This window comes from Xanthomonas sp. NCPPB 3218, from assembly GCF_056725185.1.
In genome coordinates this window covers 1,251,935-1,277,548 of record NZ_CM161516.1, presented here as the reverse complement: position 1 = coordinate 1,277,548, position 25,614 = coordinate 1,251,935, and the positions used below count along the sequence as shown (strand labels likewise).

The 25,614-nt window shown below is 66.2% G+C and carries 22 protein-coding genes and 1 tRNA gene; 2 read left to right on the top strand and 21 right to left on the bottom strand.

Features of this window, described 5'->3' with window-relative positions; translation table 11 throughout:
• Positions 1-100 precede the first annotated feature (100 nt).
• The 5 genes from AC1PLS_RS05645 to prpB form a co-directional block, all read right to left on the bottom strand.
• Positions 101-2,317, bottom strand: coding sequence for a TonB-dependent receptor (locus AC1PLS_RS05645; protein WP_481104270.1), 2,217 nt, complete (start codon positions 2,315-2,317; stop codon positions 101-103).
• 188 nt (positions 2,318-2,505) lie between these two features.
• Positions 2,506-3,705, bottom strand: coding sequence for a 2-methylaconitate cis-trans isomerase PrpF (gene prpF, locus AC1PLS_RS05640; protein WP_184431927.1), 1,200 nt, complete (start codon positions 3,703-3,705; stop codon positions 2,506-2,508).
• Positions 3,706-3,773: 68 nt separating this feature from the next.
• Positions 3,774-6,416: a Fe/S-dependent 2-methylisocitrate dehydratase AcnD gene (acnD, locus tag AC1PLS_RS05635; protein WP_184431929.1), complete on the bottom strand. Its 2,643-nt coding sequence runs from the start codon at positions 6,414-6,416 to the stop codon at positions 3,774-3,776.
• A gap of 211 nt (positions 6,417-6,627) precedes the next feature.
• Entirely contained in the window at positions 6,628-7,782 is a 1,155-nt protein-coding gene (gene prpC / locus AC1PLS_RS05630; RefSeq protein ID WP_016903133.1) for a bifunctional 2-methylcitrate synthase/citrate synthase, read from the bottom strand.
• Between the two features lie 75 nt (positions 7,783-7,857).
• Positions 7,858-8,754 carry a methylisocitrate lyase gene (gene prpB / locus AC1PLS_RS05625; RefSeq protein ID WP_047125842.1) on the bottom strand — a complete coding sequence of 299 codons (897 nt, stop codon included), beginning with the start codon at positions 8,752-8,754 and terminating at the stop codon, positions 7,858-7,860.
• Positions 8,755-8,900: 146 nt separating this feature from the next.
• Between prpB and prpR the strand changes: the two genes are divergently transcribed.
• A complete protein-coding gene (gene prpR, locus AC1PLS_RS05620; protein ID WP_184431931.1) occupies positions 8,901-10,502 on the top strand; it encodes a propionate catabolism operon regulatory protein PrpR in 1,602 nt (533 codons plus the stop codon).
• Between the two features lie 205 nt (positions 10,503-10,707).
• On the opposite strand, the gene AC1PLS_RS05615 is transcribed toward prpR, so the two are convergent.
• The 14 genes from AC1PLS_RS05615 to AC1PLS_RS05550 form a co-directional block, all read right to left on the bottom strand.
• Complete coding sequence (locus tag AC1PLS_RS05615) at positions 10,708-11,034, bottom strand: hypothetical protein (protein ID WP_039523911.1); 327 nt, start codon at positions 11,032-11,034, stop codon at positions 10,708-10,710.
• A gap of 306 nt (positions 11,035-11,340) precedes the next feature.
• A tRNA-Val gene (locus tag AC1PLS_RS05610) sits at positions 11,341-11,415 on the bottom strand.
• Between the two features lie 227 nt (positions 11,416-11,642).
• Positions 11,643-11,996: a PilZ domain-containing protein gene (locus AC1PLS_RS05605; RefSeq protein WP_024938459.1), complete on the bottom strand. Its 354-nt coding sequence runs from the start codon at positions 11,994-11,996 to the stop codon at positions 11,643-11,645.
• Positions 11,993-12,952, bottom strand: coding sequence for a DNA polymerase III subunit delta' (locus tag AC1PLS_RS05600; RefSeq protein WP_039523908.1), 960 nt, complete (start codon positions 12,950-12,952; stop codon positions 11,993-11,995). The genes AC1PLS_RS05605 and AC1PLS_RS05600 overlap by 4 nt, the downstream gene beginning before the upstream one ends.
• Positions 12,949-14,013, bottom strand: a complete 1,065-nt coding sequence (gene mltG, locus AC1PLS_RS05595; protein ID WP_184431933.1) for an endolytic transglycosylase MltG — start codon at positions 14,011-14,013, stop codon at positions 12,949-12,951. Before mltG ends, AC1PLS_RS05600 begins: the two co-directional genes overlap by 4 nt.
• A gap of 60 nt (positions 14,014-14,073) precedes the next feature.
• Positions 14,074-15,429 carry an aminodeoxychorismate synthase component I gene (locus AC1PLS_RS05590; protein ID WP_481104269.1) on the bottom strand — a complete coding sequence of 452 codons (1,356 nt, stop codon included), beginning with the start codon at positions 15,427-15,429 and terminating at the stop codon, positions 14,074-14,076.
• A gap of 179 nt (positions 15,430-15,608) precedes the next feature.
• Positions 15,609-16,844, bottom strand: coding sequence for a beta-ketoacyl-ACP synthase II (gene fabF / locus AC1PLS_RS05585; RefSeq protein ID WP_024938455.1), 1,236 nt, complete (start codon positions 16,842-16,844; stop codon positions 15,609-15,611).
• A gap of 141 nt (positions 16,845-16,985) precedes the next feature.
• Positions 16,986-17,225: an acyl carrier protein gene (acpP, locus tag AC1PLS_RS05580; RefSeq protein WP_002814322.1), complete on the bottom strand. Its 240-nt coding sequence runs from the start codon at positions 17,223-17,225 to the stop codon at positions 16,986-16,988.
• 155 nt (positions 17,226-17,380) lie between these two features.
• Positions 17,381-18,124 carry a 3-oxoacyl-ACP reductase FabG gene (gene fabG, locus AC1PLS_RS05575; protein WP_054590839.1) on the bottom strand — a complete coding sequence of 248 codons (744 nt, stop codon included), beginning with the start codon at positions 18,122-18,124 and terminating at the stop codon, positions 17,381-17,383.
• 82 nt (positions 18,125-18,206) lie between these two features.
• Positions 18,207-19,151, bottom strand: coding sequence for an ACP S-malonyltransferase (fabD, locus tag AC1PLS_RS05570; RefSeq protein ID WP_024938453.1), 945 nt, complete (start codon positions 19,149-19,151; stop codon positions 18,207-18,209).
• Positions 19,152-19,255: 104 nt separating this feature from the next.
• Positions 19,256-20,038, bottom strand: a complete 783-nt coding sequence (locus AC1PLS_RS05565) for a BUD32 family EKC/KEOPS complex subunit (RefSeq protein WP_481104268.1) — start codon at positions 20,036-20,038, stop codon at positions 19,256-19,258.
• Between the two features lie 60 nt (positions 20,039-20,098).
• Entirely contained in the window at positions 20,099-21,076 is a 978-nt protein-coding gene (locus AC1PLS_RS05560; RefSeq protein WP_024938452.1) for a beta-ketoacyl-ACP synthase III, read from the bottom strand.
• 90 nt (positions 21,077-21,166) lie between these two features.
• On the bottom strand, positions 21,167-21,361 hold the full coding sequence (gene rpmF, locus AC1PLS_RS05555) for a 50S ribosomal protein L32 (RefSeq protein ID WP_003483870.1): 195 nt from the start codon (positions 21,359-21,361) through the stop codon (positions 21,167-21,169).
• Positions 21,362-21,458: 97 nt separating this feature from the next.
• Entirely contained in the window at positions 21,459-21,968 is a 510-nt protein-coding gene (locus AC1PLS_RS05550) for a YceD family protein (RefSeq protein WP_046341941.1), read from the bottom strand.
• Positions 21,969-22,078: 110 nt separating this feature from the next.
• Between AC1PLS_RS05550 and AC1PLS_RS05545 the strand changes: the two genes are divergently transcribed.
• On the top strand, positions 22,079-22,654 hold the full coding sequence (locus tag AC1PLS_RS05545) for a Maf family protein (protein ID WP_054590838.1): 576 nt from the start codon (positions 22,079-22,081) through the stop codon (positions 22,652-22,654).
• A gap of 128 nt (positions 22,655-22,782) precedes the next feature.
• On the opposite strand, the gene AC1PLS_RS05540 is transcribed toward AC1PLS_RS05545, so the two are convergent.
• Together AC1PLS_RS05540 and AC1PLS_RS05535 are read right to left on the bottom strand one after the other, a co-directional pair.
• A complete protein-coding gene (locus tag AC1PLS_RS05540) occupies positions 22,783-24,615 on the bottom strand; it encodes a hypothetical protein (RefSeq protein ID WP_481104267.1) in 1,833 nt (610 codons plus the stop codon).
• Positions 24,615-25,610: a glycosyltransferase gene (locus AC1PLS_RS05535; protein WP_087962302.1), complete on the bottom strand. Its 996-nt coding sequence runs from the start codon at positions 25,608-25,610 to the stop codon at positions 24,615-24,617. Before AC1PLS_RS05535 ends, AC1PLS_RS05540 begins: the two co-directional genes overlap by 1 nt.
• Positions 25,611-25,614 lie beyond the last annotated feature (4 nt).

The following is a 25,614-nucleotide window of genomic DNA, read 5'->3' as shown; positions in this document are numbered from 1 at the left end:
CATGTTTCGCCATCTCCGCTGCATGCATCCACTCCTGCGACCATAAAAAAACCGCCGGCATGTTGGCCGGCGGTTCGATAGTGCTACACCACGACGCCGATCAGAAGTTGGCGCGGAACTGCGCACCGACGATGCGCGGGTCGTTGATGAAGCCGGTGAGGTTGTTGAAGTCGATCGCACCGGTCACGCGGATCTGGTTGGTGCAGTTGCGGCAGAACACCGACAACTCGTACGCGCCCGCGCCCCAGTTGTAGCCGATCTTGGCGCCGCCCTCGACCAGCGGCTGGCCGGTGAACTCCTTGGAGTCGTACAGGAAGAAGTTCACTTCGCTGCGGTAGGACCAGTCGGTGTAGAAGAACAGCTCGCCGTCGTTGCCCATCGGGATGCCGTAACGCAGGGTGGCATTGGCCATCCATTTGGCAGCCTGCGGCAGGTCGTTGCCGTCGATGATGGCGTTGCCGGCCGCATTGAGCGGGTCGGTCACGGTGCAGGTGCGGCACACGCCCACCGACAGGGTCGGGTCGTCGATGCGGGTCCAGTTGTAGGCGCCGCCGGCGGTGACGCGCAGGTTCTGGGTGAGCAGCGCTTCGAAGTCGAACTCGGCGCCGCGCGCCTTGGTCTTGTCGGCGTTGAGCAGGCGCACGTCGTTGGAGACGCCGCCCACTGCGGTGAGCTGCTGATTCTTGACGCGGAAATCGTAGATGTCAAAGCTCAGACGCGCGCGGTTGTCGAACAGGTCGGACTTGATGCCGATCTCGAACGAATCCACCGTCTCCGGCTCGGCCACGGTCAGCGGCGCGGTGCCCGAGGGCACGCCGAAGCTGGCGCCGCGGAAGCCGCGTGCGGCACGGGCGTACACGTTGACGTCGTCGTTGATGGCGAAGGTGGCCGCCAGATCGCCGGTGACCTTGGAATTGTCGGTCTCGCCGCTGGACGGCTCGACCAGCGTGACGCGGTCCAGTGCCAGCACGTCGAAGGTCTTCTTGTCGTAGGTGTAGCGGATGCCGGCGCGCAGGTTCAGGCGATCGGTGGCCGCATAGTTCAACGAGCCGAACGCCGCCCACGAGGTGTTGCGCTGGCGGGTCAGCTGGTAGCTGGCCAGATCGCCGCCGCTGAAGGTGTTGTAGGTGTAGTTTTCGCCTTCCACATCGTCGTGGAAGTAGTACAGGCCGGCCTGCCAGTTGAGCGGGCCTTCGTATTGCGATTCGGCACGCAGTTCCTGGCTGTACTGGTCCAGGCTCTTGATGCCGCCGGCGGTTTCCACCGGGAACGGAATCACGCCCGGGCCGGACGGCGGTGCGAACACCGCGCCGAAGCCGCCATCGATATCGCCGCGGCTGTAGTACTTGCCGATGCCTTCGTAGGCAGTGATCGAGTGCAGCGCGATGTCGCCCAGGTCCCAGGTCAGATTGGCGCTGCCGCCGTAGGTCTGCAATTCCTGGTTGTTGGCGCCGTCGATGAAGGACTTCTCTTCGTCGAAGCCGTCCACCAGCTGGTTGGTGCCGGGCTGGATGATGTTGGCGCGGAACAGCCGCGCGGTGCCGTCCAGGTGACGCGCATGCGCGTTGAACAAGGCGCTGAAATCGTCGCTGGCCTGGTACAGCAGCTGCAGGCGCACGGCCGAATCGGTATAGCCTTCCAGATCGCGGCCATCGCGGTTTTCCACCCAGTCGTCGCGGCGCTGGCCCAGCGTGGACAGACGCGCCGCCCAATGGTCGCCCATGGCGATGCTCAGGCCGCTTTCCAGGGTCATGGTGCCGTAGGTGCCGTAGGACAGGCTGGCGTAGCCGTCATTGGCGCCGATGGCCGGCTTGACCGAGTTGAACTTGACCACGCCGGCCGGCGTGTTGCGGCCGAACAGCGTGCCCTGCGGGCCGCGCAGCACTTCCAGGCCTTCCAGATCGAAGATCGGGAAGCCCTTCAGGAATGCGTTTTCCTGCACCACGTCGTCATAGATCAGCGACACCGGCTGCGAGGCATAGGTGTTGAAGGCGGTGTTGCCGTAGCCGCGGATGTACACGCGCGGGAACACACGGCCGTTGGACGATTCGATGTTGAGGCTGGGCGCCTTGCCCGCGAGCACGCGGATATCCGAGCCGCTGGTGGAGATGGCATCCAGGAACTCCGGACGCAGCACCGATGCCGAGACCGGCACGTCCTTGGAATCTTCCGAGCGGCGCTCGACCGTGACCTTGACCGCGTCCAGGCGCACGACACCGTCGTCGCCGGGCGCCTGCTGGGCAGCGGCATGGAGCGGGAGAAGGGAAGCAACGGCAACGGCGAGCGCGCTGATCTTGAGCGACCGGCTGGCGGACATGGGAAGACTCCGAATTCGGTTGGCGGAGCGGCCTGATCTGCATGCCGCGTTGCAACAGAATTAACACGATTTACACAAATTTGGCAGAGCGCGTGCGAAAAAGTTTTCCGAATTCGAAAAGGCGTTCGAATTAATGCAACACGCGCATGCAATTTGTGCGTTGGGGCCTGCCCGGCCTCAGTGGGCGATCAGCCACCCCCGGCCGCATCGACCGGCACCCGCACCCAGCCTTCCATCAGCACCCGCGCACTACGACTCATCAGCGCCTTGGTCACCTGCCACTGGCCGTCCACCAGCTGCGCCACGGCGCCGACGCGCAAGGTTCCGGAGGGATGCCCGAAACGCACCGCAGAACGCGCCGCGCCGCCCGCTGCCAGATTGACCAGGGTGCCGGGCACGGCGGCCGCGGTGCCGATCGCCACCGCGGCGGTGCCCATCATGGCGTGATGCAACTTGCCCATCGACATCGCGCGCACCAGCAGATCGAGTTCGGCAGCGTGCACCGGTTTGCCGCTGGAGGCTGTGTAATCGGCCGGCGGCGCCACGAACGCCACCTTCGGCGTGTGCTGCCGCGTCGCCGCGTCTTCCACCTTCGCAATCAAGCCCATCCGCACCGCGCCGTGCGCACGCAGGGTCTCGAACATCGTCAATGCACGCGGGTCGCCATTGATCGCTTCCTGCAGCTCGGTACCGGTATAGCCCAGGTCGCGCGCGTTGACGAAGATGGTCGGAATGCCGGCATTGATCAGCGTTGCGGCGATCGTGCCCAGGCCGGGAATCTCCAGCTGATCGATCAGCTGGCCGGTGGGGAACATCGCCCCGCCCTCGCCTTCGGCATCGTCGGCCGGGTCGAGAAATTCCAGCTGCACTTCGGCGGCAGGAAAGGTCACCCCATCCAGTTCGAAGTCGCCGGTTTCCTGCACCTGGCCATCGGTCATCGGCACATGCGCCACGATGGTCTTGTCGATATTGGCCTGCCAGATCCGCACCGTTGCCACGCCGTCGCGCGGCACCCGCGCGGCATCGACCAGGCCATTGGCGATCGCAAACGGCCCCACCGCCGCCGACAGGTTGCCGCAGTTGCCGCTCCAGTCCACGAACGCGCTGTCGATGGACACCTGCCCGAACAGATAGTCCACATCGTGCCCGGCACGCGTGCTGGCCGACACGATCACGCTCTTGCTGGTGCTGGAAGTCGCCCCGCCCATGCCATCGATCTGCTTGCCGTAGGGATCGGGGCTGCCGATCACCCGCAGCAGCAACGCATCGCGCGCAGGCCCGGGCTGCTGCGCGGCAGCGGGTAGATCCTGCAGGCGAAAGAACACGCCCTTGCTGGTGCCGCCACGCATATAGGTGGCCGGGATGCGGAGTTGGGGGAGCGGGGTCATGGGAGGGCCGGGATTGGGGATTGGAGAATGGGGATTGGGTGGCAGACCCACGGCAAGGGCCATTGACGCTAGTGCGCTTGCGGTACTGATGTCGCTTTCAACAAATCTCGATTCGCGACTCCCGATTCCCGGCTCTCAAGAAAATCCTGCGCAAATCGTTGCAGCACGCCGCCCGCCTCGTAGATGGACACTTCCTCGGCGGTATCCAGGCGGCAGATGACCGGCACCTGCACCTGCTCGCCGTTGCGCCGATGGATCGACAGCGTCAGCGTGGCGCCCGGCGTGCGCTCGCCGACCACATCGAAGGTTTCGCTACCGTCGATGCCCAGCGTCTTGCGGTCGGTGCCCGGCTTGAACTCCAGCGGCAACACGCCCATGCCGATCAGGTTGGTGCGGTGGATCCGCTCGAAGCCTTCGGCCACGATCACCTCCACCCCGGCCAGACGCACGCCCTTTGCGGCCCAGTCGCGCGAGGAACCCTGCCCGTAATCGGCACCGGCAATGATGATCAGCGGCTGCTTGCGCATCATGTAGGTTTCGATCGCCTCCCACATGCGCAGCACCTGCCCTTCCGGTTCCAGCCGCGTCAGCGAACCGGCGGTGACCTGCCCATCGACCACCGCCATTTCGTTGACCAGCTTGGGGTTGGCGAAGGTGGCGCGCTGCGCGGTGAGGTGATCGCCGCGATGGGTGGCGTAGGAATTGAAGTCTTCCTCCGGCACGCCCATCTGCGCCAGGTATTCGCCTGCCGCGCTACCGGCCAGGATCGCATTCGACGGCGACAGATGGTCGGTGGTGATGTTATCGCCCAGCACCGCCAACGGGCGCAGGCCCTGCAAACTGCGTGCACCGGCGAGCGCGCCTTCCCAGTACGGCGGGCGCCGGATGTAGGTGCTGGCCGGCCGCCAGTCGTACAACGGGCTCACCTGGATGCCCTGCCCCACGCTGCGCTTGAACATCGGGTCGTAGACGCTGCGGAAGTGCTCTGGCTTGACGCTGCGCGCCACCACTGCATCGATCTCCGCATCGCTCGGCCACAGGTCCTTGAGCGTCACCGCCACGCCATCGGCATCGATGCCCAGCACATCCTTTTCGATATCGAAGCGCACCGTGCCGGCGATGGCATAGGCGATCACCAACGGCGGCGATGCCAGAAACGCCTGCTTCGCATACGGATGGATTCGCCCGTCGAAATTGCGGTTACCCGACAACACCGCGGTGGCATACAGATCGCGGTCGATGATCTCCTGCTGGATCGCAGGGTCCAGCGCACCGCTCATGCCATTACAGGTGGTGCAGGCAAACGCGACGATGCCGAAACCCAGTTGTTCCAGCTCGCCCAGCAACCCGGCCTCTTCCAGGTACAACTGCACCGCCTTGGAGCCCGGCGCCAGCGAACTTTTCACCCAGGGCTTGCGCGTCAATCCGCGTGCATTCGCATTGCGCGCCAGCAAGCCCGCGGCAATGACATTGCGCGGGTTGGAGGTATTGGTGCACGAGGTGATTGCGGCGATGATCACCGCGCCATCGGGCATCTGGCCCGGCACGGCATCCCAGACGCCGGCAATGCCGCGCTCGGCCAGCTCGCTGGTGGCCACGCGTTTGTGCGGATTGGATGGCCCGGCCATGTTGCGCACCACGCTCGACAGGTCGAACTGCAGCACACGCTCGTACTGCGCTGTGACCAGGTCATCCGCCCACAGGCCGGTGTGCCGCGCGTAGGTCTCCACCAAGGCGATCTGTGCGTCCTCGCGCCCGGTCAGGCGCAGGTAATCCAGCGTCTGCTGATCGATATAGAACATTGCCGCAGTGGCACCGAATTCCGGCGTCATGTTGGAGATGGTCGCGCGATCGCCGATGGTCAGCGCGCTGGCGCCGGCCCCGTAGAACTCCAGATAGGCACCGACCACACGTTGCTGCCGCAGGAACTCGGTCAGGGCCAGCACGATGTCGGTGGCGGTAATGCCGGGCGCCGGCCGGCCCAGCAGTTCCACACCGATGATGTCGGGCAGGCGCATCCAAGAGGCGCGCCCCAGCATCACGTTTTCCGCTTCCAGCCCGCCCACGCCCACTGCGATCACACCCAGCGCATCCACATGCGGGGTGTGGCTGTCGGTGCCTACGCAGGTATCCGGGAATGCCACGCCATCGAGCGTATAGATCACCGGCGACATCTTCTCCAGATTGATCTGATGCATGATCCCGTTGCCCGGCGGAATCACTTCCATGTTTTCGAATGCGCGCTTGGTCCACTCGATGAAGTGGAAGCGGTCGGCGTTGCGCCGATCTTCCACGCTGCGATTCTTGGCGAAGGCCTGCTTGTCGAAACCGGCGTATTCCACCGCCAGCGAGTGATCGACGATCAACTGCACCGGCACCACCGGGTTGACCTGCGCCGGGTCGCCACCCTGCTCGGCGATCGCATCGCGCAGCCCGGCCAGGTCGACCAGCGCGGTCTGCCCCAGAATGTCATGACAGACCACACGCGCCGGAAACCATGGAAAATCCAGGTCGCGCCTGCGCTCGATCAGCTGGCGCAGGTAGGCCTCCAGCATCTGCGGTTCGGCGCGCCGCACCAGATTCTCCGCGTGCACACGTGCGGTGTACGGCAGCCCTGCGTAGGCGCCGGGTTGCAGCGCATCCACGGCGGCGCGTGCATCGAAGTAGTCCAACGAGGTGCCCGGCAAGGGCTTGCGGTACTGGCTGTTCATGGCTGGCGATATCGAAGCGGGCGGGGGTATTTCGGGATTCGGGATTCGGGATTCGGGATTCGGGAATCGGGGGAATCGGGAATCGGGAATCGGATTCAGGATTTCCGGCGTGTGGGGGGGGGGACTGCCATCTCTCGTTGCGGTTGCCATCGTCTGATCGCCTTCGTTGAGCGAAGGCGATCGGCAGATTAATCCAACCGCTGGCGCGTCCTCAGGAGCGTTGATCCAGCGGTACGAAGACCTGATCTTCCGGGCCGGTGTAATTGGCCGAGGGACGAATGATCTTGCCGTCCATGCGCTGCTCGATGATGTGCGCGCTCCACCCGGCAGTTCGCGCCAGCACGAACAGCGGCGTAAACATCGCCGTCGGCACGCCCATCATGTGGTAGCTGACCGCACTGAACCAATCCAGGTTCGGGAACATCTTCTTGATGTCCCACATCACCGTCTCCAGGCGCTCGGCAATGTCGTACATCTTGCGGCTGCCCTGCTCGTCGGAGAGTTCGCGCGCCACGTCCTTGATGACTTTGTTGCGCGGATCGGACACGGTGTAGACCGGGTGCCCGAAGCCGATCACCACTTCCTTGCGTTCCACACGCGCCTTGATGTCGGCCTCGGCCTCGTCCGGGGTGTCGTAGCGTTTCTGCACCTCGAAGGCCACCTCGTTGGCGCCGCCATGCTTGGGACCGCGCAATGCGCCGATGCCGCCGGCGATGGCGCTGTACATGTCGCTGCCGGTGCCGGCGATCACCCGGCTCGCAAACGTGGAGGCATTGAACTCGTGTTCGGCGTACAGGATCAGGCTGGTATGCATCGCACGCACCCACGAGTCCTTCGGTGCGAACCCGTGCAGCAGATGCAGGAAGTGCCCGCCGATCGAGTCGTCGTCGGTTTCCACCTCGATGCGCTTGCCGTTGTGGCTGTAGTGGTACCAGTACAGCAGCATCGAGCCCAGCGAGGCCATCAGCTTGTCGGCGATATCGCGCGCGCCAGGATGATTGTGATCGTCCTTCTCCGGCTGCAGGCAACCCAGCACCGACACGCCGGTGCGCATCACGTCCATCGGATGCGCCGACGGCGGCAGCTGCTCCAGTGCGGTTTTCACTGCCGCCGGCACGCCGCGCAGCGAACGCAGCTTGGCCTTGTAGCCGCGCAGTTCGCCGTTGTTGGGCAGCTTGCCGTGCACCAGCAGGTAGGCAATTTCCTCGAACTCGCTGGTGGTGGCCAGATCCAGGATGTCGTAGCCGCGGTAATGCAGATCGTTGCCGCTGCGGCCCACCGTGCACAGCGCGGTGTTGCCTGCAGCAGTGCCGGACAGTGCGACGGATTTCTTCGGCTTGAAGCCGGGATTGACGGTGTCGTTCATGCGATGCGCTCCCAAACGGTGTCGTGTTGCGGTGTCACGGATGAAGTGGCCAAACCTGCACGCAGCAAGGCGCGATCATGCGCCTTTGCGTGCAAACAAGGCGTCCAGGCGCTGCTCGTAGCCGTGGTAGCCGATGCGCTCGTACAGCTCTTCGCGCGTCTGCATGGTGTCCAGCACGGCCTGCTGATGGCCATCGCGCCGAATCGCGGTATAGACCGCCTCGGCCGCCTTGTTGGCCGCACGGAATGCCGACAGCGGAAACAGCTGGATCGCCACACCGGCCCGCGCAAGCTGGTCGCGCGTGAACAGCGGTGTCTTGCCGAATTCGGTGATGTTGGCCAGCACCGGCACGCCCACTGCATCGACAAAACGCTTGTAGGTGTCCAGGTCGTACGCGGCTTCGGCAAAGATGCCGTCGGCACCGGCTTCCACGCAGGCGATCGCACGTTCGATCGCCGCATCCACGCCTTCCATCTGGATCGCATCGGTGCGCGCAATCAGGAAGAACGCCGCATCGGTCTTGGCATCGGCCGCCGCTTTGACCCGGTCGACCATCTCGGCCTGGCTGACGATCTCCTTGCCCGGCCGATGCCCGCAACGCTTGGCGCCGACCTGGTCCTCGATATGGCAGCCGGCTGCGCCCGCCTTGATCAGCGACTTGATGGTGCGCTCGATATTGAACGCGCTCGGCCCGAAGCCGGTGTCCACATCCACCAGCAGCGGCAGCTCGCAGACATCGGTGATGCGGCGCACGTCGATCAGCACGTCTTCCAGCGTATTGATGCCCAGGTCCGGCAGCCCCAGCGAACCGGCCGCCACACCGCCGCCAGACAGGTAGATGGCCTGGTAGCCGGCACGCTGCGCCAGCAGCGCATGGTTGGCATTGATCGCGCCGATCACCTGCAGCGGCGATTCGGCAGCCAGCGCAGCGCGGAAGCGCGTGCCGGCGGAAGCGGTGGGTGAGGACGTCATGGCGATTCCAGAGGTGGGATACGGGATTAGGCGCAAATGGCATGCCAACGCCAAGCCATTGATTTCATTCGGCCAGGGCAAACCATTTGTTGCAAACCCGAAACGCAGCGCGCAGCATGCAACATCTTTGCAACGTGGCACCAACGATGCGCAGCCCCAGGTTTACCGAGCCGATGGAGCCCTCTCCACCGGTCGTCTGGACCGTCAGCGTCTCTCGCCTGACCGGCCTGCTGGCCGACGTCATCCCCGAGTTCGACCAGCGCGCGCGCATCGAGCAGGTCAACCTCGGTTTTGCCGAGGCGGTGGAGGTCATCGGCCAGCGCCTGCGCCGCGAGCGCTGCGACGTACTGGTCGCCGGTGGCTCCAATGCCGCCTATCTGCGTAGCCGGCTCGCACTGCCACTGGCGCCGATCCAGGCCACCGGGTTCGATCTGATGGAAGCGCTGGCGCGCGCACGCCGCATCGCACCGCGCATCGGCGTGGTCACCCATGCCACCGACGTGCCCTCGTTCCGCGCCTTCCAGGACAGCTTCGACCTCGACATCGAGCACCGCCGCTTCGTCACCGCCGAAGACGCGCGCGACTGCATTGCCGACCTGCGCGCCAGCGGCATCCAGGTCATCGTCGGCACCGGCATGGCGATCGATTTCGCCGAGCAGGCCGGCCTGCCCGGCGTGCTGCTGTACTCGGCAGATTCGGTCCGCCTGGCGCTCGAACACGCCATCGCGCTGGGTACCGCACCCGGCAACGAGCGCGGCGGCAGCCGCACCGGCACGCGCCGGGTGCGGCGCACCGACGCATTACTTGGCCAAGACGCCGCAATCGCGCATGTGCGCGAGCTGGTGCAGCTGTACGCCCCCCATCCGGGCACCGTATTGATCAGCGGCGAGACCGGCACCGGCAAGGAACTGGTCGCGCGCCAGTTACATGCCGGCAGCCGACGACGCGGCCGTTTCGTCGCCATCAACTGCGGCGCCATCAGCGAATCGCTGCTGGAAGCGGAATTGTTCGGCTACAGCGACGGCGCCTTTACCGGCGCACGCCGCGGCGGCCATGTCGGCCTGATCGAAGCCGCGCAGGACGGCACGCTGTTTCTCGACGAGATCGGCGAACTGCCGATGCCGCTGCAGACACGCCTGTTGCGCGTGCTGGAAGAGCGCGAAGTGCTGCGTGTCGGCGCCACACTGCCGGTCGCCGTCGACATACGCGTCATCGCCGCCAGCCTGCAACCATTGCAGACCCTGGTCGAACAGGGGCGCTTCCGCCGCGACCTTTTTTATCGCCTGGCAGCGTTACGCATCGCCCTGCCGCCGCTACGTCATCGCCCCCACGAGATCGCCTTGTTGCTGGCACATTACTTCCAGCAACTCGGCGCGCTGCCGTCGCCATTGTCTCCAGCAGCGCTGCAGCGGCTGCAACAGCACACCTGGCCGGGCAACGTGCGCGAACTACGCAACTTGGTCGAACGCCTGTGCATCCACTGGAAGGCCCAACCGCACGACAGCCTGGACCTGGATCAATTGCAACGCTGGGCACCCGAGCTGTTCGACATGCGCATTGGCGGCAGCGTGGCGCCCCCCGAACACAGCGATCTTGCAACCTCGCGCATGCAACTCACTGCCGCAGCGGTCCGCGCCGCGCTCGATCGCGCAAACGGCAATCGCGCCCTCGCCGCCCAGGCGCTCGGCGTCTCGCGCACGACGTTGTGGCGCTGGATGCAGGCGCACGCGTCGGCATCGCCTGCTTGAGATGCAGCTGCGGGCTTTGGCTTGCGCGCTCGGGCCGCAAGCGCAGAGGTTGGTCGGCGAGTCGTCAGCACGCAAGACTGGCGGTCGGCGGCGACCGGTCATGCGACACGATCACACGACAGGGTCGGCGCGACGTTGGTGATGCGATCCCGCCGCAGATGCAGCACGCCACCCAGCACTCACCTAGTGAGCGAGCGCGCAGCGATCACTTGACCCGCGTGTATTCGGTATCGCCCGTGCTCAGGTGCCCGGTCGCCTGGTCGATCGCGTAGTTGACGGTGCCATCGGCGTTGGATACCTGCAGCACGCCCTTGTTCAAGATCGCCGGATGATTCCTTGTCTTGACGCCACCGCCCAGCAGCTCCGGCGTGGTGTCGCGAATGATGAAGCTCTCGCCGTTGTGCTCGATGCTGAGCACGTTCTTCTCCGACTTCATGTTGACCCACTTGCCCACGTACTGCTCGCCCACGTCACGGGCACAGCCCGCCAGCAGCATCATTGCAACCAGAGCACTTCCAAGCAGCGCCTTCATCGCCACTCCTTCTTCAACGCGGGGGATTGCAGGATGGCGATTCGTTCCCGAGCCTGCAACAAGCAGGCACAACCGGATGAACACGGCTGTCAGCGACTTGAACAAATCACTGAATCAACAGGCCATGCACTCGACTCGCACGGATGTCGGCGACAACGACGATTCGACGGCATCGGCCACGTCCATACCAGCACTTCAACCGAGCCAGGTGCCCAGGCTTTGCAGGACACTGCAGGACAACAAAAAAGCCGGCCCATGGCCGGCTCTTCTCTCGCGCTTAAACCCCTTGCTGTTGCTGGGTTTCGATGGTGGGCGGTACAAGGTTCGAACTTGTGACCCTTGCCGTGTGAAGGCAATGCTCTACCGCTGAGCTAACCGCCCGATGACGCGAGCCGCACATTATAGGGCAGCTGCGGCGATCGTCAACAGGTTCATCCACTGCCATGATGATGCGGTCGAAAACGCCGCGTTCCGGTGACCGGGCGCGGCATTCGCGCTAGCTGGCAGCGATGACGCGGCGATCGATTCGGCGCCGTTCAAACGCCCGATGCGCAGCTTCGATGCCCCGCGTCCAACACGGTTGCGATCGCGCGCACCCGCACCCCGCCTCACATCGTATGCGTCGGCTTGTCCGAGGTCGTCAGGCCCGCCAGCAACATCTCGATCTTGTTGCGCACGCCCTCGCCTTCCGGGCCGTCCGGGAACTGCACGCCGATGCCGGCGGCGCGGTTGCCCTGCGCGCCAGCGGGGGTGGTCCAGACCACCTTGCCGGCCACCGGCAGGCGTTCGCTGGAGTCCGGCAGGGTCAGCAGCAGGAAGACTTCGTCGCCGAGCATGTAGCGCTTGGGCGTGGGTACGAAGATGCCGCCGCCTTTCACGAACGGCATGTAGGCGCTGTAGAGCGCCGGCTTGTCCTTCAACGCCAGCGACAAGATGCCCTGGCGTGCATTCATTGCACTCATCGAGTTCCCCTAGAACGTGCCGGACGCTCTCCCTCGCGCCAGGCCAGCAACAATTCCGTCACCGCCAGATCGGCGCGGACGGTGGTGCGCAGCAGGTCGCGGGTGCGATTGGCGGCGTCGAACCAGGTCGCCAGCTTGTGCAACCGCGATGGATCGGTCAAGCCGGCCGATGCCTGTGCCAGCGCAAGGTCTGCCGCGTGGCGCAGACGTTGGTCGGCCTGGCCGTCGTTGGTCCAGCGCTGCGCGATATCCACTGCGCTGGCGCGCCCGGCGGCGATCTGCTCCAGGTCCTGCGCCACCGCGCGGCGCACCGCCAGGCCATCCTCGCGCAGCCACTGCGCCGCAAGCCCCGGATGACCGCGTGCGGCATCCAGCGCTTCCTGTGCAGCCCGTTCGTCGACACCTTGCGACAGCAGCCAGGCCAGCGCCTCGTGCGCGGGCGGCAGCTTGAATTCCAGACGCTGGCAGCGGCTGCGGATGGTTGCCGGCAGGCGCGCCGGCTGCGCGCTGATCAACCACAGGTAGCGCCCCGGCGAGGGTTCTTCCAGCGTCTTGAGCAAGGCGTTGCAGGCGGCGCGATTGATCGCATCGGCCGGGTCGACGATCACGATCTGGGCAATGCCGTATTGCGGGGTCAGCGACAGCTTTTGCGAAATCTCGCGTACCTGCTCGATCACGATCTCGGTGCGCAGCTTGTCGCCAGTGCGGTTGGGAATGAACGAGATCAGCTGCAGGTCCGGGTGGGTTCCAGCGGCGATCAGCTGCCGGCTGCGCTGCGCCAGCGCCGGGTCCGGCGAGCTGGCCAGCACATGCTCGGCCAGCGCCAGCGCCACCGCACGCTTGCCCAGGCCATCCGGCCCGCAGATCAGCAGGCCGTGCCCGAGCCGGCCGGCGTCCAGTGCCGCTAGCGTCTGGTCGTAGGCGCGCTGCTGCCAGGGTGAAAACGCAGTGGTCATGGAGTGGGCTCCGATTGCGGCAGGCGACGGCGCTGCAGGTAACGCGCCACCGCGGCATTGTGTTCGGCCAGGGTGGCCGAGAACGCATGCGCGCCGGTGCCATCGCCGACCGCCACGAAGTACAGGGCGTTCCCCGGCGCCGGACGCACCGCCGCCAGCAAGGCCTCACGGCCGGGCATGGCGATCGGCGTCGGGGTCAGGCCGGTACGCGTGTAGGTGTTGTACGGCGTATCGGTGGTCAGGTCGCGGCGGCGGATATTGCCGTCGTAACTGCTGCCGATGCCGTAGATCACGGTAGGGTCGGTCTGCAGCTTCATACCCAGTTGCAGGCGGCGCAGGAACACGCCGGCAATCAACGGGCGCTCCGAGCCCAGCGCGGTTTCCTTTTCGATGATCGAGGCCAGGATCAAGGCCTGTTCCGGCGAGCCGAGCGGCAGATCCGGCGCGCGCTGCTCCCAGGCCTGCGCCAGCGCCTTGTCCATGGCCAGGTGGGCACGCTTGAGCACGTCCAGATCGCTGTCGCCGCGCTGGTAGAGATAGGTTTCCGGCAGGAAGCGCCCCTCCGGGTGCTGGTTGGCGAACCCCAGCCGCGCCATCAACGCCGCATCGTCCAGCGCAGCGATGGATTGCTGCAGCGGCGTGGCGGTGGCGATCGCGGCGCGCAGCTGGCGGAAGTTCCAGCCTTCCACGATGGTGAAGCGGTACTGGATCACCCGGCCCTGGCGCATGCGTTCGAGCAGCTCGCGCGGCGACAGCGCCGGCGCCAGCGCGTATTCGCCCACCTTGAGCTTGCCGGCCGCATCGACCTGGCGCGCGAGCAACTGCCATTCCAGATCGGTGCCCTGCGCCACGCCGGCGGCGCGCAATTTGCGCAACGTGGCCTTGAGCGAATCGCCGGGCGCGATCACCACGCTGGGCGCGCTCGCGCTCACCGGTGTCCCGGCAAAGTGCAGGTAATGCCGCCACGCCACCAGCCCCGCAATGGCCAGCAGCGCCACGAGCAACAGAGCCGTGCCCAGCACAGCCAGACATCCACGTTTGCCAGTCACCGCCACACGCACCTCGTCATTGCCCCAGCGCCGCGCAGGATACCGCGCGCCGGTGATGTCCCGTTGAAGCGCTCATGCCTGGTCCAAGGCGCGCAGCACGCCGCGCGCCTTGGCGCGGGTCTCGTCCAGTTCGCGCTGCGGGTCCGAATCCACCACGATCCCGGCGCCGGTGCGGAAATGCACCTGCTCCCCGGCCACCTCGGCGGTGCGGATCAGGATGTTCAGATCCATGTCGCCGTCGCGATTGAGCCAGCCGAATGCGCCGGTATAGGCGCCCCGCGCGGTGCGTTCGAGCTCGGCGATGATCTGCATGCAGCGCACCTTCGGGCAACCGGTGATGGTGCCGCCGGGAAACACCGCGGCGATCGCCTCGCCCGGAGTGACGTCGGCGCGCAGACGGCCGCGTACATTGCTGACGATGTGGTGCACGTGCGCGTAGCTTTCCACGCCCATCAGCTCGTCCACCTCCACCGTGCCGGGCGCGCAGATGCGTCCCAGGTCGTTGCGCTCCAGGTCGATCAGCATGACGTGCTCGGCGCGCTCCTTCGGATGGCCGACCAGCTCGCGGATGCGTGCGGCATCGTCGTCGCCAACAAAGCGCGCGCGCGTGCCGGCGATCGGGCGCGTCTGCACCACATCGCCCTGCACCGACACCAGCCGCTCCGGCGAGGAACTCACCACCGCGCGTCCTGCCGCAACAAACAGGCCGGCAAACGGCGCGGGATTGGCCGCGCGCAGGCGCGCATGCAACGCCGCCGGATCGACCGCCGCAGCGAACCTCGCATGCCAGGCGCGCGAGATATTGGCCTGGAACACATCGCCGGCGCGCAGATAATCGAGCACGCGCTCCACTGCATCGGTGAAGCGCTCCGGCGCGTCCTCATCGACAGCCAGCGGCCCGACCCAGCCGGGCAATGGTGGCAATGCGGCGCAGGCGGCGATGTCCTCGACGATGCGGGTCAGCAGATCCTCGCGGTCCGGCTCGGCCAGCGCGATGCAGCGGCCTTGTACCCGGTCGCGCAGCACCGCGGCGGGCGCACGCAAGGCCAGTGCGCTCGGCAGGCCATCGCTGCGCGTGGGCAACTGCAGAATCGGTTCGACCTGCGCGGCCAGTTCGTAGTCCAGCAATACCGCCCAGCCACCGCGAAACGGCCAGGGGCTGGTCGCATCGTGCGGCACGCGCTCGGCCTGCCAGGCCGCATCCAATGCCTGCAGAAAGCCGCCGTCCAGCACGCGTCCATCGCCGTCGCGCGTGCGCCCATCGGCATCCAGCCGCAGGCGTGCGCCGTCTGCAAGCAGCAGCACATCCCAGCGACCGTGCGCGGTGCCGGAGGCGGTGGATTCGAGCAGTGCCGGATACCGCTGCGGCGCCAGCCGATGCAGCGCCAGCAGGTCGATGTCGGCGTGCAGGGGTCTGGTGAGCGTCATCGGCCGGTTGGGCGTGGGGTGCTAAGAGGCGCCGCCCTGCGAGAGAGGCAGGGCACACATGAAGAGAAGGATCAGCTCGCGGAGCGACGTTCGGCCGCGTACACGCCCTGCCCGACCGCCGTAACCTGCGTGCGGCGTGTACCGCGAAGCATTGTTCGCGGTACACCAACGCCGGGACGTCAGACGCGCTTGAACACCAGCGTGCCGTTGGTGCCGCCAAAGCCGAAGCCGTTGGACATCACCGCATCCACCTGCACCTCGCGCGCCACGTTCGGCACGTAATCCAGGTCGCAGCCTTCGCTGGGCTCTTCCAGATTGATGGTCGGCGGAATGATGCCGGTATGCAGCGCCATCACCGAGAAGATCGCTTCCACGCCGCCGGCCGCGCCGAGCAGGTGGCCGGTCATCGACTTGGTCGAGCTGACCATGGTCTTGTAGGCGTGGTCGCCCAGCGCGCGCTTCATCGCCAGGGTTTCGGCCAGATCGCCCAGCGGCGTGGAGGTGCCGTGCGCGTTGAGGTAGCCGATCTGCTCGGGATTGAGCTTGGCATCGCGCATCGCCGCGGCCATGCTGCGCGCCGCACCCTCGCCATCTTCGCTGGGTGCAGTCATGTGGAAGGCGTCGGAGCTGGCGCCGAAGCCGACCAGTTCTGCATAGATGCGTGCGCCACGCGCCTTGGCGTGTTCGTACTCTTCCAGCACCAGCACGCCGGCACCGTCGCCCAGCACGAAGCCATCGCGCTGCTTGTCCCACGGACGCGAGGCGCCGGTCGGGTCGTCGTTGCGGGTGGACATGGCCTTCATCGCGCAGAAGCCGCCCACCGAACTCGGCGAGGAGCCGCGCTCGGCGCCGCCGGCCAGCATCACATCGGCGTCGCCATGCTGGATCATGCGCATCGCGGTGCCGATCGAATGGTTGGAGGTGGCGCAGGCCGATACGGCCGAGAAGGTCGGGCCTTTCAGGCCCTTGATCAGGCTGACCTGGCCCGGCAGCATGTTGATGATGGTGCTGGGCACATAGAACGGCGAAATCTTTCGCGCGCCGCCCTCATGGAATTTGATGGTCTGCTCTTCGATACCGAGCAGCCCGCCGATGCCGGAGCCGAGAATGGCGCCAACGCGTTCGGCATTGCTTTCGTCGATTTCCAGGCCGGAGTCGTCCAGCGCCATGAACGAGGCACCGACACCGTAATGGATGAACGAATCCATCTTCTTGACGTCCTTGGCGGACACAAAAAGCGTGGGGTCGAAATTCTTGATCTCGCCGGCGATCTTTGTGGTGAACTGCGAGGCATCGATCTGCGTGATCGGGCCGATGCCTGAGCGCCCGTGGATGATTCCATCCCAGCTGGTGGCCAGATCATTGCCCAGCGGCGACACCATGCCCATGCCGGTAACGACAACACGACGACTCATTGCAGATCTCCTCACCACGGAACGGACGGTGCTTGCGGTTTGCGGATGACGCTTGAAAAACACAGGGCCGCATCAGCGGCCCCATGGAATGTCTGACGCAGCAGCGGCTTGACGCACGCCACCGCCGTCAGGAACAACGCATCAGCTCTTGACGTGAGCCTTGACGTAATCGATCGCCTGCTGGACCGAGGTGATCTTCTCAGCCTCTTCGTCCGGGATCTCGCACTCGAACTCTTCTTCCAGCGCCATCACCAGCTCGACGGTGTCCAGCGAGTCGGCACCCAGGTCATCGACGAACGATGCGCTGGTGGTGACTTCCTCTTCCTTGACGCCGAGTTGTTCGACGACGATTTTCTTGACGCGTTCTTCGATGGTGCTCATTGGGGATATCGCTCCAGATGGAGTAGTGGTGGTACGAAAAAAACGCCATCGGGCTGCGATGGCCGCGTTGGATAGTGTAGTGGAAGCGACCGAGCCTTGCATTGCATCACAACTCCCGGCCGATCAGCCACTTAGCGCCTCCCGGCGCCGCACGCTCACGGCATGTACATGCCGCCGTTGACGTGCAGGGTCTCACCGGTGATGTAACCGGCGCTCGGGCCGGCCAGGAACGCCACCGCGTTGGCGATGTCTTCCGGCGCGCCCAGATGCCCGAGCGCGATCTGCTGCAGCAGGGCGGCCTTGGCCTCCTCCGGCAGCGCCTTGGTCATGTCGGTATCGATGAAGCCGGGCGCCACCACATTCACGGTGACCCCGCGCGAGCCGATTTCCTTGGCCAGCGACTTGGAGAACGCGATGATGCCGGCCTTGGCCGCAGCGTAGTTGGTCTGGCCGGGGTTGCCGGTCACACCCACCACCGAGGCGATGTTGACGATGCGGCCCTTGCGCGCCTTCATCATGCCGCGCATCACCGCCTTGGAGGTGCGGAACACGCTGGTCAGGTTGGTGTCGATGATCGCCTGCCAGTCGTCGTCCTTCATCCGCATCAACAGGTTGTCGCGGGTGATGCCGGCGTTGTTGACCAGGATCGAGATCGCGCCGAACTCCTTGCCGATCGCATCGATCAGGCCATCGACCGCCGCAGCGTCGGTGACGTTGAGCTCGCGGCCGTGGCCGCCCTGGTCAGCCAGGCGCGCGCCGATCGCCGCAGCGCCGGAGGCCGAGGTCGCGGTGCCGATCACGGTGGCGCCCTGGGCGGCCAGCGTATCGGCGATGGCCGCGCCGATGCCGCGACTGGCACCGGTGACGAGGGCGATCTCGCCCTGCAGAGGCTTGCTCATGAATGCTGTTCCTCGAGTGGGGAGCCCGCGACCGCAGCCGCGAACGGTGAGGGCTGCCGGCAGCGCCGGCAGGTGCGTCGAATCAGTGCGTCCACGCCTCGAGCGCGCCGGCGTAATCGGCAGGCGTGGCCAGCGGACGGGCGTCCAAGCTCTTGTCGATGCGCTTGATCAGCCCGCTCAGCACCTTGCCGGGGCCGCATTCGGCGACCCGGGTGATGCCCTGGGCGGCCAGCGCCTGCACGCAGCCGGTCCACTGCACCGGCAGGTACAACTGCTCGGCCAGCGCCTGGCGGATCGCGTCGCTGCCGGTGTGCACGCGCGCATCGACGTTCTGCACCACCGGAATCTGCGGCGCGTGCCAGCTCAGTCCGGCCATCGCTTCGGCGAGCTGGTTGGCGGCATCGCGCATCAACGGGGTATGCGATGGCACGCTCACCGCTAGCTTGACCGCCTTGCGCACGCCGCGCTCGGCCAGCAGAGCCAGCGCGCGATCCACCGCCGCCGCATCGCCGCCGATCACGATCTGACCGGGCGAGTTGAAATTGGCCGGCACCACCACCTGGCTGCCGGCCGCCTCGGCACAGACCTCCAGCACCAGCGCATCCTCGGCGCCCAGCACAGCCGCCATCGCGCCGACACCGGCCGGCGCGGCGGCCTGCATGAACTGGCCGCGCAGCCGCACCAGGTGCGCACCGTCGTGCAGCGACAGGGCGCCGGCAGCGACCAGCGCGGTGTATTCGCCCAGGCTGTGCCCGGCCAGGACCGCCGGGCGCTGCCCGCGCTGCGCATTCCACAGCCGCCACACCGCCACGCCGGCGGCCAGCAAGGCCGGCTGGGTGTATTCGGTGCGGTTGAGCATCTCTTCCGGGCCGCCCTGGGACAGCGCCCACAGGTCGACGCCAGCGCCTTCGGAGGCTTCGGCGAAGGTTTCGCGGATCTGCGGATGCAGCTCGGACAGTTCGGCCAGCATGCCCAGGGACTGCGAGCCCTGGCCGGGGAACACGAAGGCGAGAGTGGATTCGGTCACGCGTTGCTGCCTACAAAAATCGAGCCGGGATGATACGTGCGAAATCGCCCCGGCGTCTGTACTGCCGCGTATGCAAGGCCCGTCCGGCGCGACCGCCGGCGCACTTACAGCAAGGCGTTGAGCAGGTCCATTTCGCCATCGGCGAGCCAGTCCACGCACATCACCAGTACCAGCACCACGGCCAGGGAGGTCGCCGCGTGGATGGCCAGGATGGCGCGCGCCAGCGCCCCGGCCGAGCGCCCCAGGCGACCGGTGAGCTGCGCAAACCGCTGCAGGCGCCCGGTCACCACGTGCGCATGCGCCGCCACCGCCGGGCCGGCCGCATCGAAGGCGCCCGTCATCAACCGCTGCAGCACCTCGCGGCGGCCACGGTAGTACTTGGCCACGCCGTAGCCGAACACCAGCCAGTCGCGCGCCTGGGCCTGGGCCAGGTCCATCACTTCCAGCGGGTCTTCTTCGAAATCGATGAAGCCGACCGCCTGCCCGTCGAAGGTCATGTTGCGCGGAAGCGGCTGGCCGAAATACGCGCCATCGCGATGGGCAGCGGCAATGGCCGCCACCGCCAGCGCGATCAGGCGGTCGCGCTCGGGCGCGTCGGCCTCGCGCAGGCAGCTGGCAAAGGAACGGCCGTTGTCGCTGAGCACCAGGGCTGCCTGCCCGCAACCGACCACGCGCGGCACATTCACCGCCTGCGCCTGCAGTTCACCGAGCCGGCGCGCTTCCAGATCGCGCGCGGCATCGCCGCCACGGTGCGGCGGTGGACGCAAGGCGTCCAGGCCCCAGCGGCGGGCGACGAAGTTGAGTGCTCCGAGCGAGACCGCCCGGCTGTCGCGGCGGTACTGCTTCAGCCAGACGCGCTGTCCGGCGATGATGATGGGTTCTGCCATAACGGGTCCGTCCCTGACGCTGTCAGGCATCGCCGGCGGACGCGGCGCTGCCTGCGGAACTCAGTAGCGCAGCAGCGCCGAGCCCCAGGTAAATCCACCACCGAACGCTTCCAGCAGCAGCAATTGACCCCGCTGCACGCGGCCGGAGCGGACCGCTTCGTCCAGTGCCAGCGGCACCGAGGCCGAGGAGGTATTGCCGTGGCGATCCACGGTGACGACCACCTGCTCCATCGGCAGATCCAGCCGCTTGGCGGTGGCTTCGATGATGCGCAGGTTGGCCTGGTGTGGAATCAACCAGTCCAGGTCGTGTTTGTCGTAGCCATTGGCGGCCAGGGTCTCGTCGACCACCGAATCCAGCGCCTTGACCGCGTACTTGAACACGTCGTTGCCCTTCATCAGCAACGCGCCGCCGCCGTTCTTGCCTTCACCGAAGCCCACCGACACGCCGACCGGATCCCACAGCAACTCTTTCTTGCTGCCATCGGCATGCAGATGGGTGCTGAGGATGCCGGTGTCTTCGTCGGCCTTGAGCACGACCGCGCCAGCGCCATCGCCGAACAGCACGCAGGTGGTGCGGTCGGTCCAGTCGACGATGCGGGTCAGGGTTTCGGCGCCCACCACCAGCACGGTCTTGGCGTCGCCGCTGCGCACGAACTTGTCGGCCACGCTGAGCGCGTAGACAAAGCCCGAGCAGGCGGCGTTGACGTCCATCGCGCCACACCCGACATTGCCCAGCCGCGCCTGCAACAGGCAGGCAGTGGACGGGAAGATCAGGTCCGGAGTGGTGGTGCCGACGACGATCAGATCGAGCTCGTCGGCGGTGACGCCGGCCGCTTCCATCGCCTTCAGCGAGGCGAAATACGCCAGGTCGCTGGTGGTCTGGTCGTCGGCGACGATGTGACGCTCACGGATACCAGTGCGCGAGAAGATCCATTCATCGCTGGTGTCGACGATCTTGGACATGTCGTCGTTGGTCAACACCTTTTCGGGCAAATAGCTACCCGTGCCCGCGATCCTGGAATAGATCCGCTTGCTCATACTGTTCCCTGTTGCAAGAGCCGCGGTGGTCGGCGGCTCCGGAAGAAGCGAGGGTCACCCGGCAGCGTCGAACGCGCCGGGTGCCACGAATCAATCTTCTTGGACGGCCGACGACTTGGTCGCAATCACCTTCTTGCCACGGTAGTAACCGTCAGCGGTGATGTGGTGGCGCAGATGGATCTCGCCGCTGGTCGGATCGGTCGACAGCTGCTTGGCGGTCAGGGCATCGTGCGAACGACGCTGGCCGCGACGCGACGGGGTAACTCGGGATTTCTGCACAGCCATGGGATTGCTCCAACTTAAGTTCGATAACTTGTCTGTCGAGTCGAACAGGACGCTTCACGCCCGCGCCGACCTGTCTTTCCGCCCTTCACAGCGGCGGTTACTGTTTTTTGAACGCTGCCAGCGCCGCGAACGGACTGGCCTTGTCTTGCTCTTCCTGGGTCGGAACCCACTCGGCCTCGACGGCTTCGCTGCCCGGCGCCATCGGCACCACCGGTATCGACAGGACAAGTTCGTCCTCGACCAGATCCGCGGCCCGCAGCATGCCATCTTCCGGCACCAGCAAGGCCTCGTACTCGGCCGGCAACGCAGCTTCGTCGGCTTCGTCACGGATCAAACCAAGACGCTGTCTGATTTGCACCGGATACAGAAAACGCTGCAGGCTGCGCTGGCAGGCCAGCGGAAGCTCGACATCGACACTGAGTTCGACATAGGCGACCTTCAACAGGTCGTCATGATCGAATTGGAGCGAATAGACACACTCGCCCTCGGTATCGACCAAGCTCCCTTGCAGGCGGGTCATCGCAGAGAGCGGGATGCGGCCATCGAAGCGCCTGCGCGCTACGACCATCCGCCAAGCATCCAGCATTTCGGGTACGTTCGCGGACATAAGCCGCAGAATGTTAAAGACCCGCCGACGCCCTGTCAAATACCCCTATTCACGCGCCTCGCAAGGCGCCAACGCTGGCAGACTTCCCTGCCCGTCCTGTGCAGCGCCCCATGATGCCACGCCTGATTCTTGCCTCCACCTCTGTCTATCGACGCGAGCTGCTCGGCCGGCTGCGCCTGGAGTTCAGCACCGCCCGGCCGGAGGTCGACGAGCAGGCGCAGCCTGGGGAGCGCCCGGACGCGCTGGCCAGCCGGCTGGCTGCCGAAAAGGCAGCAGCGGTGGCTGCGCAGGCGCCCGACGCCTGGGTGATCGGTTCGGACCAGGTCGCCGACCTGGATGGCCTGGCCCTGGGCAAACCAGGCACGCTGGAGCGGGCGCATGCGCAGCTGACCGCGATGTCCGGCCGCGTGGTGCGCTTCCATACGGCAGTGAGCCTGGTCGGCCCTGGCCGCACCGCGCACGCGCTGGACCTGACCGAGGTGCAGCTGCGCCCGCTGATGCCCGCCGAAATCGACCGCTACCTGGCCGCCGAGCCAGCGCTGGATTGCGCCGGCAGCTTCAAGTGCGAGGGCTTCGGGATCAGCCTGTTCGACGCCATTCGCTCGCAGGACCCCACTGCCCTGGTCGGTCTGCCGCTGATCGCGCTGGCACGGCTGCTGCGCCAGGCGGGGTTCGAGATTCCGTAAGAATTGCCGTGCGACCAGGAGTGAAGGCCGCGCACGCACGGAAAAGATCGGGCACAAGCAAAACTCCCCAATCTCGAATCTCGAATCTCGAATCCCCAATCCCCAATCCCTGCACCAGGCACGCAGCCCTAACCGGGCCGAGTCAACTCACAGAACTGATACGGATAATCAGCCTGCCCCACGCGCGAGGACAGCGTGCGGCAGCGTGCAGGGTCCAGCGTCAGCCCGTACGCGGCCAGGCGCTGCTGCGCGGCCTCGCGCACGGCACGGTCGGCGGCGGCGATGTCCAGCGCCCTACCCTTGGCAATGTTGAGCACGCAGCGGCCCGGCTGCGATGCATCCAGTTCGGCACGCAGGCCGCGCGCGATCAACCAGCGCAGGCGCGTGCATTGCGGTTGCACGCTCCAGCCCAGTTGCTGCGCCCAGCGATTCATCCGGTCGATCCGCAGCTGCTGCTTGTCGCGCGCCGCGCCCAGCACGGCGTAGAGCTGCGGCCGCCCGGCAATCAGCGTGCGCACGCGCTGCCGGTACTGGTCGGTCTCGGCGATATTCGTCGCCACACCGATGTAACGCGCCTGCCGCGGAAGCAGCGGCACCCGCCAGGATTGCGGCTCGTCGCCGACCAGCAACACCGTGGAGGCGGCAGGTTCGCCCATCGCCGGTTGCTGCACCTGGAAGCTGTCGCGTGCCCAGGCTTCATGCCCCCAATCCTTCCACCCGACCACCGCGACCAGGGCACATAGCCCGATCAACCAGGCCGCCTTGCGATCGGCGCGTGCGGCAAATGCGTGCCGGCACACGATCCAGAGCACCAGCGGCGCAAGTAGCTCCAGCACCACCAGATAGCGATGAATGCTGAAAATGGCCTGCCACAGCGCGTACGCAACGCCGAAGAACACCAGCAGGACCACGGCCGAGCGATCCAGCCCGACCTGTCGCACGGGCCGGCGCAGCAACCTGCGCCCTGCAGCGACCAGCGTCACCGCATACAGCACCGCCCAACCGGCCTGCACCAGACCGAGATCGCCGATCCGCTGCGGCTTGAAGGTAAACAGCAGTGGCCAGATCAGCTGCTCGCCGAGATTGCGCGGCAACCACCGCACATCGGCGATCGACACCGGCTGCGCCAGCGGCGATTTGAAGACTCCGTTGAACTGCGGAAACAGCGGATTGCCCAGGTGTTGCCAGACCTGCCAATACCAGGGCCCGGCCACCAGCACCAACACCAGCGCCGCAATGCCGGAAAGCACACCAAGGCCCAGCACGCGGGAGCGCAGGCGCCCGCCATCGCACAGGACCGCTGGCACCAGCGCCAACGCGTAGAGCGCATTGGTGAGCTTGAGCGAGACGGCCAGGCCGATCAGTGCGCCGGCGATGGCCCATCGATGCACCGCATGCGCGCCCTGCCGCGCCCGCGCCTGCGCCGACAACACCAGCGCCAGCGCCGCCAGCACCGGGATCGCGCTGGCGGTGTCGCCCATGGTGCCGCCGAGCTCGGACAGAAACACCGCGCTGCACATGCCGGCCACTGCAAGCAGCGGTGCCCACTGCGCGCGCCGCGTTTGCCCGGCCAATACGCGCCATGCCAATGCCGCCACCGGAACGAACACCAGCGCATGCAAGCCGCCCAGCAGCAGCCCGGCCACCGGCCCGGGAAGCTGCAGCATCAGCCAGGCATGCAGCACATCGAGTAATGGGCTGAAGTAACTCTGCATCTGCGCCGGCGCCAGATCCACGCCCAGCCGGTCGTGTGCCCAGGCGTCGCCGATGTAGAGGTGGTAGTTGCGCAGGTCCCAGTTGGCGTCCTGGCCGAGCCCAAGCGAGAGCAGCGCACCCAGCAGCACGACCGCCGTCACCGCCGCGGCGATCTGGCGTGGTGAATGAAAGCCGAAATGGCGATCGGCCCAGCCCAACAGCCGCTGCCGCCGACCCACCGGCGTCGATGTCGCGATGGCTGCCATCAGCGGGCGGCTCCAGGTGCACGCGCAGCGACAACAGTGGCGACGCCCGGCTCGGCCAGATACGCCAGATGCTTGGCCTCGACGCGTCCGCGCGTGACCGTATCCAGGATCAGCCCGCACGCCAGCAACAGGAAACCCAGCAGCATCAGCGCCACGCATAGGATCGCCGTGGGAAACCGCGGCACCAGCCCGGTCTGGAAATAGGTTTCGAACAATGGAATCGCCAGCACGATCGACAACGTGGCGCTAAGCACAAAGCCGATGGAGAAGAACAACAACGGCCGCTCGGCCTTGAACAACTTGGCGATGGTGGTGAGGATACGCCAGCCATCGCGCCAGGTATTCAATTTGCTTTGCGAGCCCTCCGGGCGCACACCGTAGGCGGTTTCGACCTCGGCCACCGGCATGCGCAACTGCAATGCGTGCACGGCCAGTTCGGTTTCGGTTTCGAATCCCTGCGCATGCGCAGCGAAGGATTTGACGTAGCGCCGCGAGAACACCCGATAGCCGGACAGCATGTCGTCGAAACTGCGGCCGAACAGCAGCCCCGCGCACCGCGTCAGCAACACGTTGCCGACGCGATGACCGGGCCGATACGCGGCCTGCTGCTGATCGCGGCGCGCGCCGACCACCATGTCCAGGCCTTCGTCGATCAGCTTGCGCACCAGCGCCGGTGCGGCGGCCGCATCGTAAGTCGCATCGCCATCGACCAGCACATAGATGTCCGCTTCCACATCGGCAAATCCACGCCGCACCACATTGCCCTTGCCCTGCAGCGCCACGCGGCACACCTGCGCGCCGGCCGCCGCGGCGATCGTCGCGGTGGCATCGCTGGAATTGTTGTCCAGCACATGGATTGCCGCGCCCGGCAAGGCAGCAGCAAACGCAGCGACCACCGAGGCGACCGTCGCCGCCTCGTTATGGCAGGGCACCAGCACGGCGATTCGGATCCCGGGCACAGGCACGGGAGGGACAACAGTCATGGCGTCGGTCATTGCG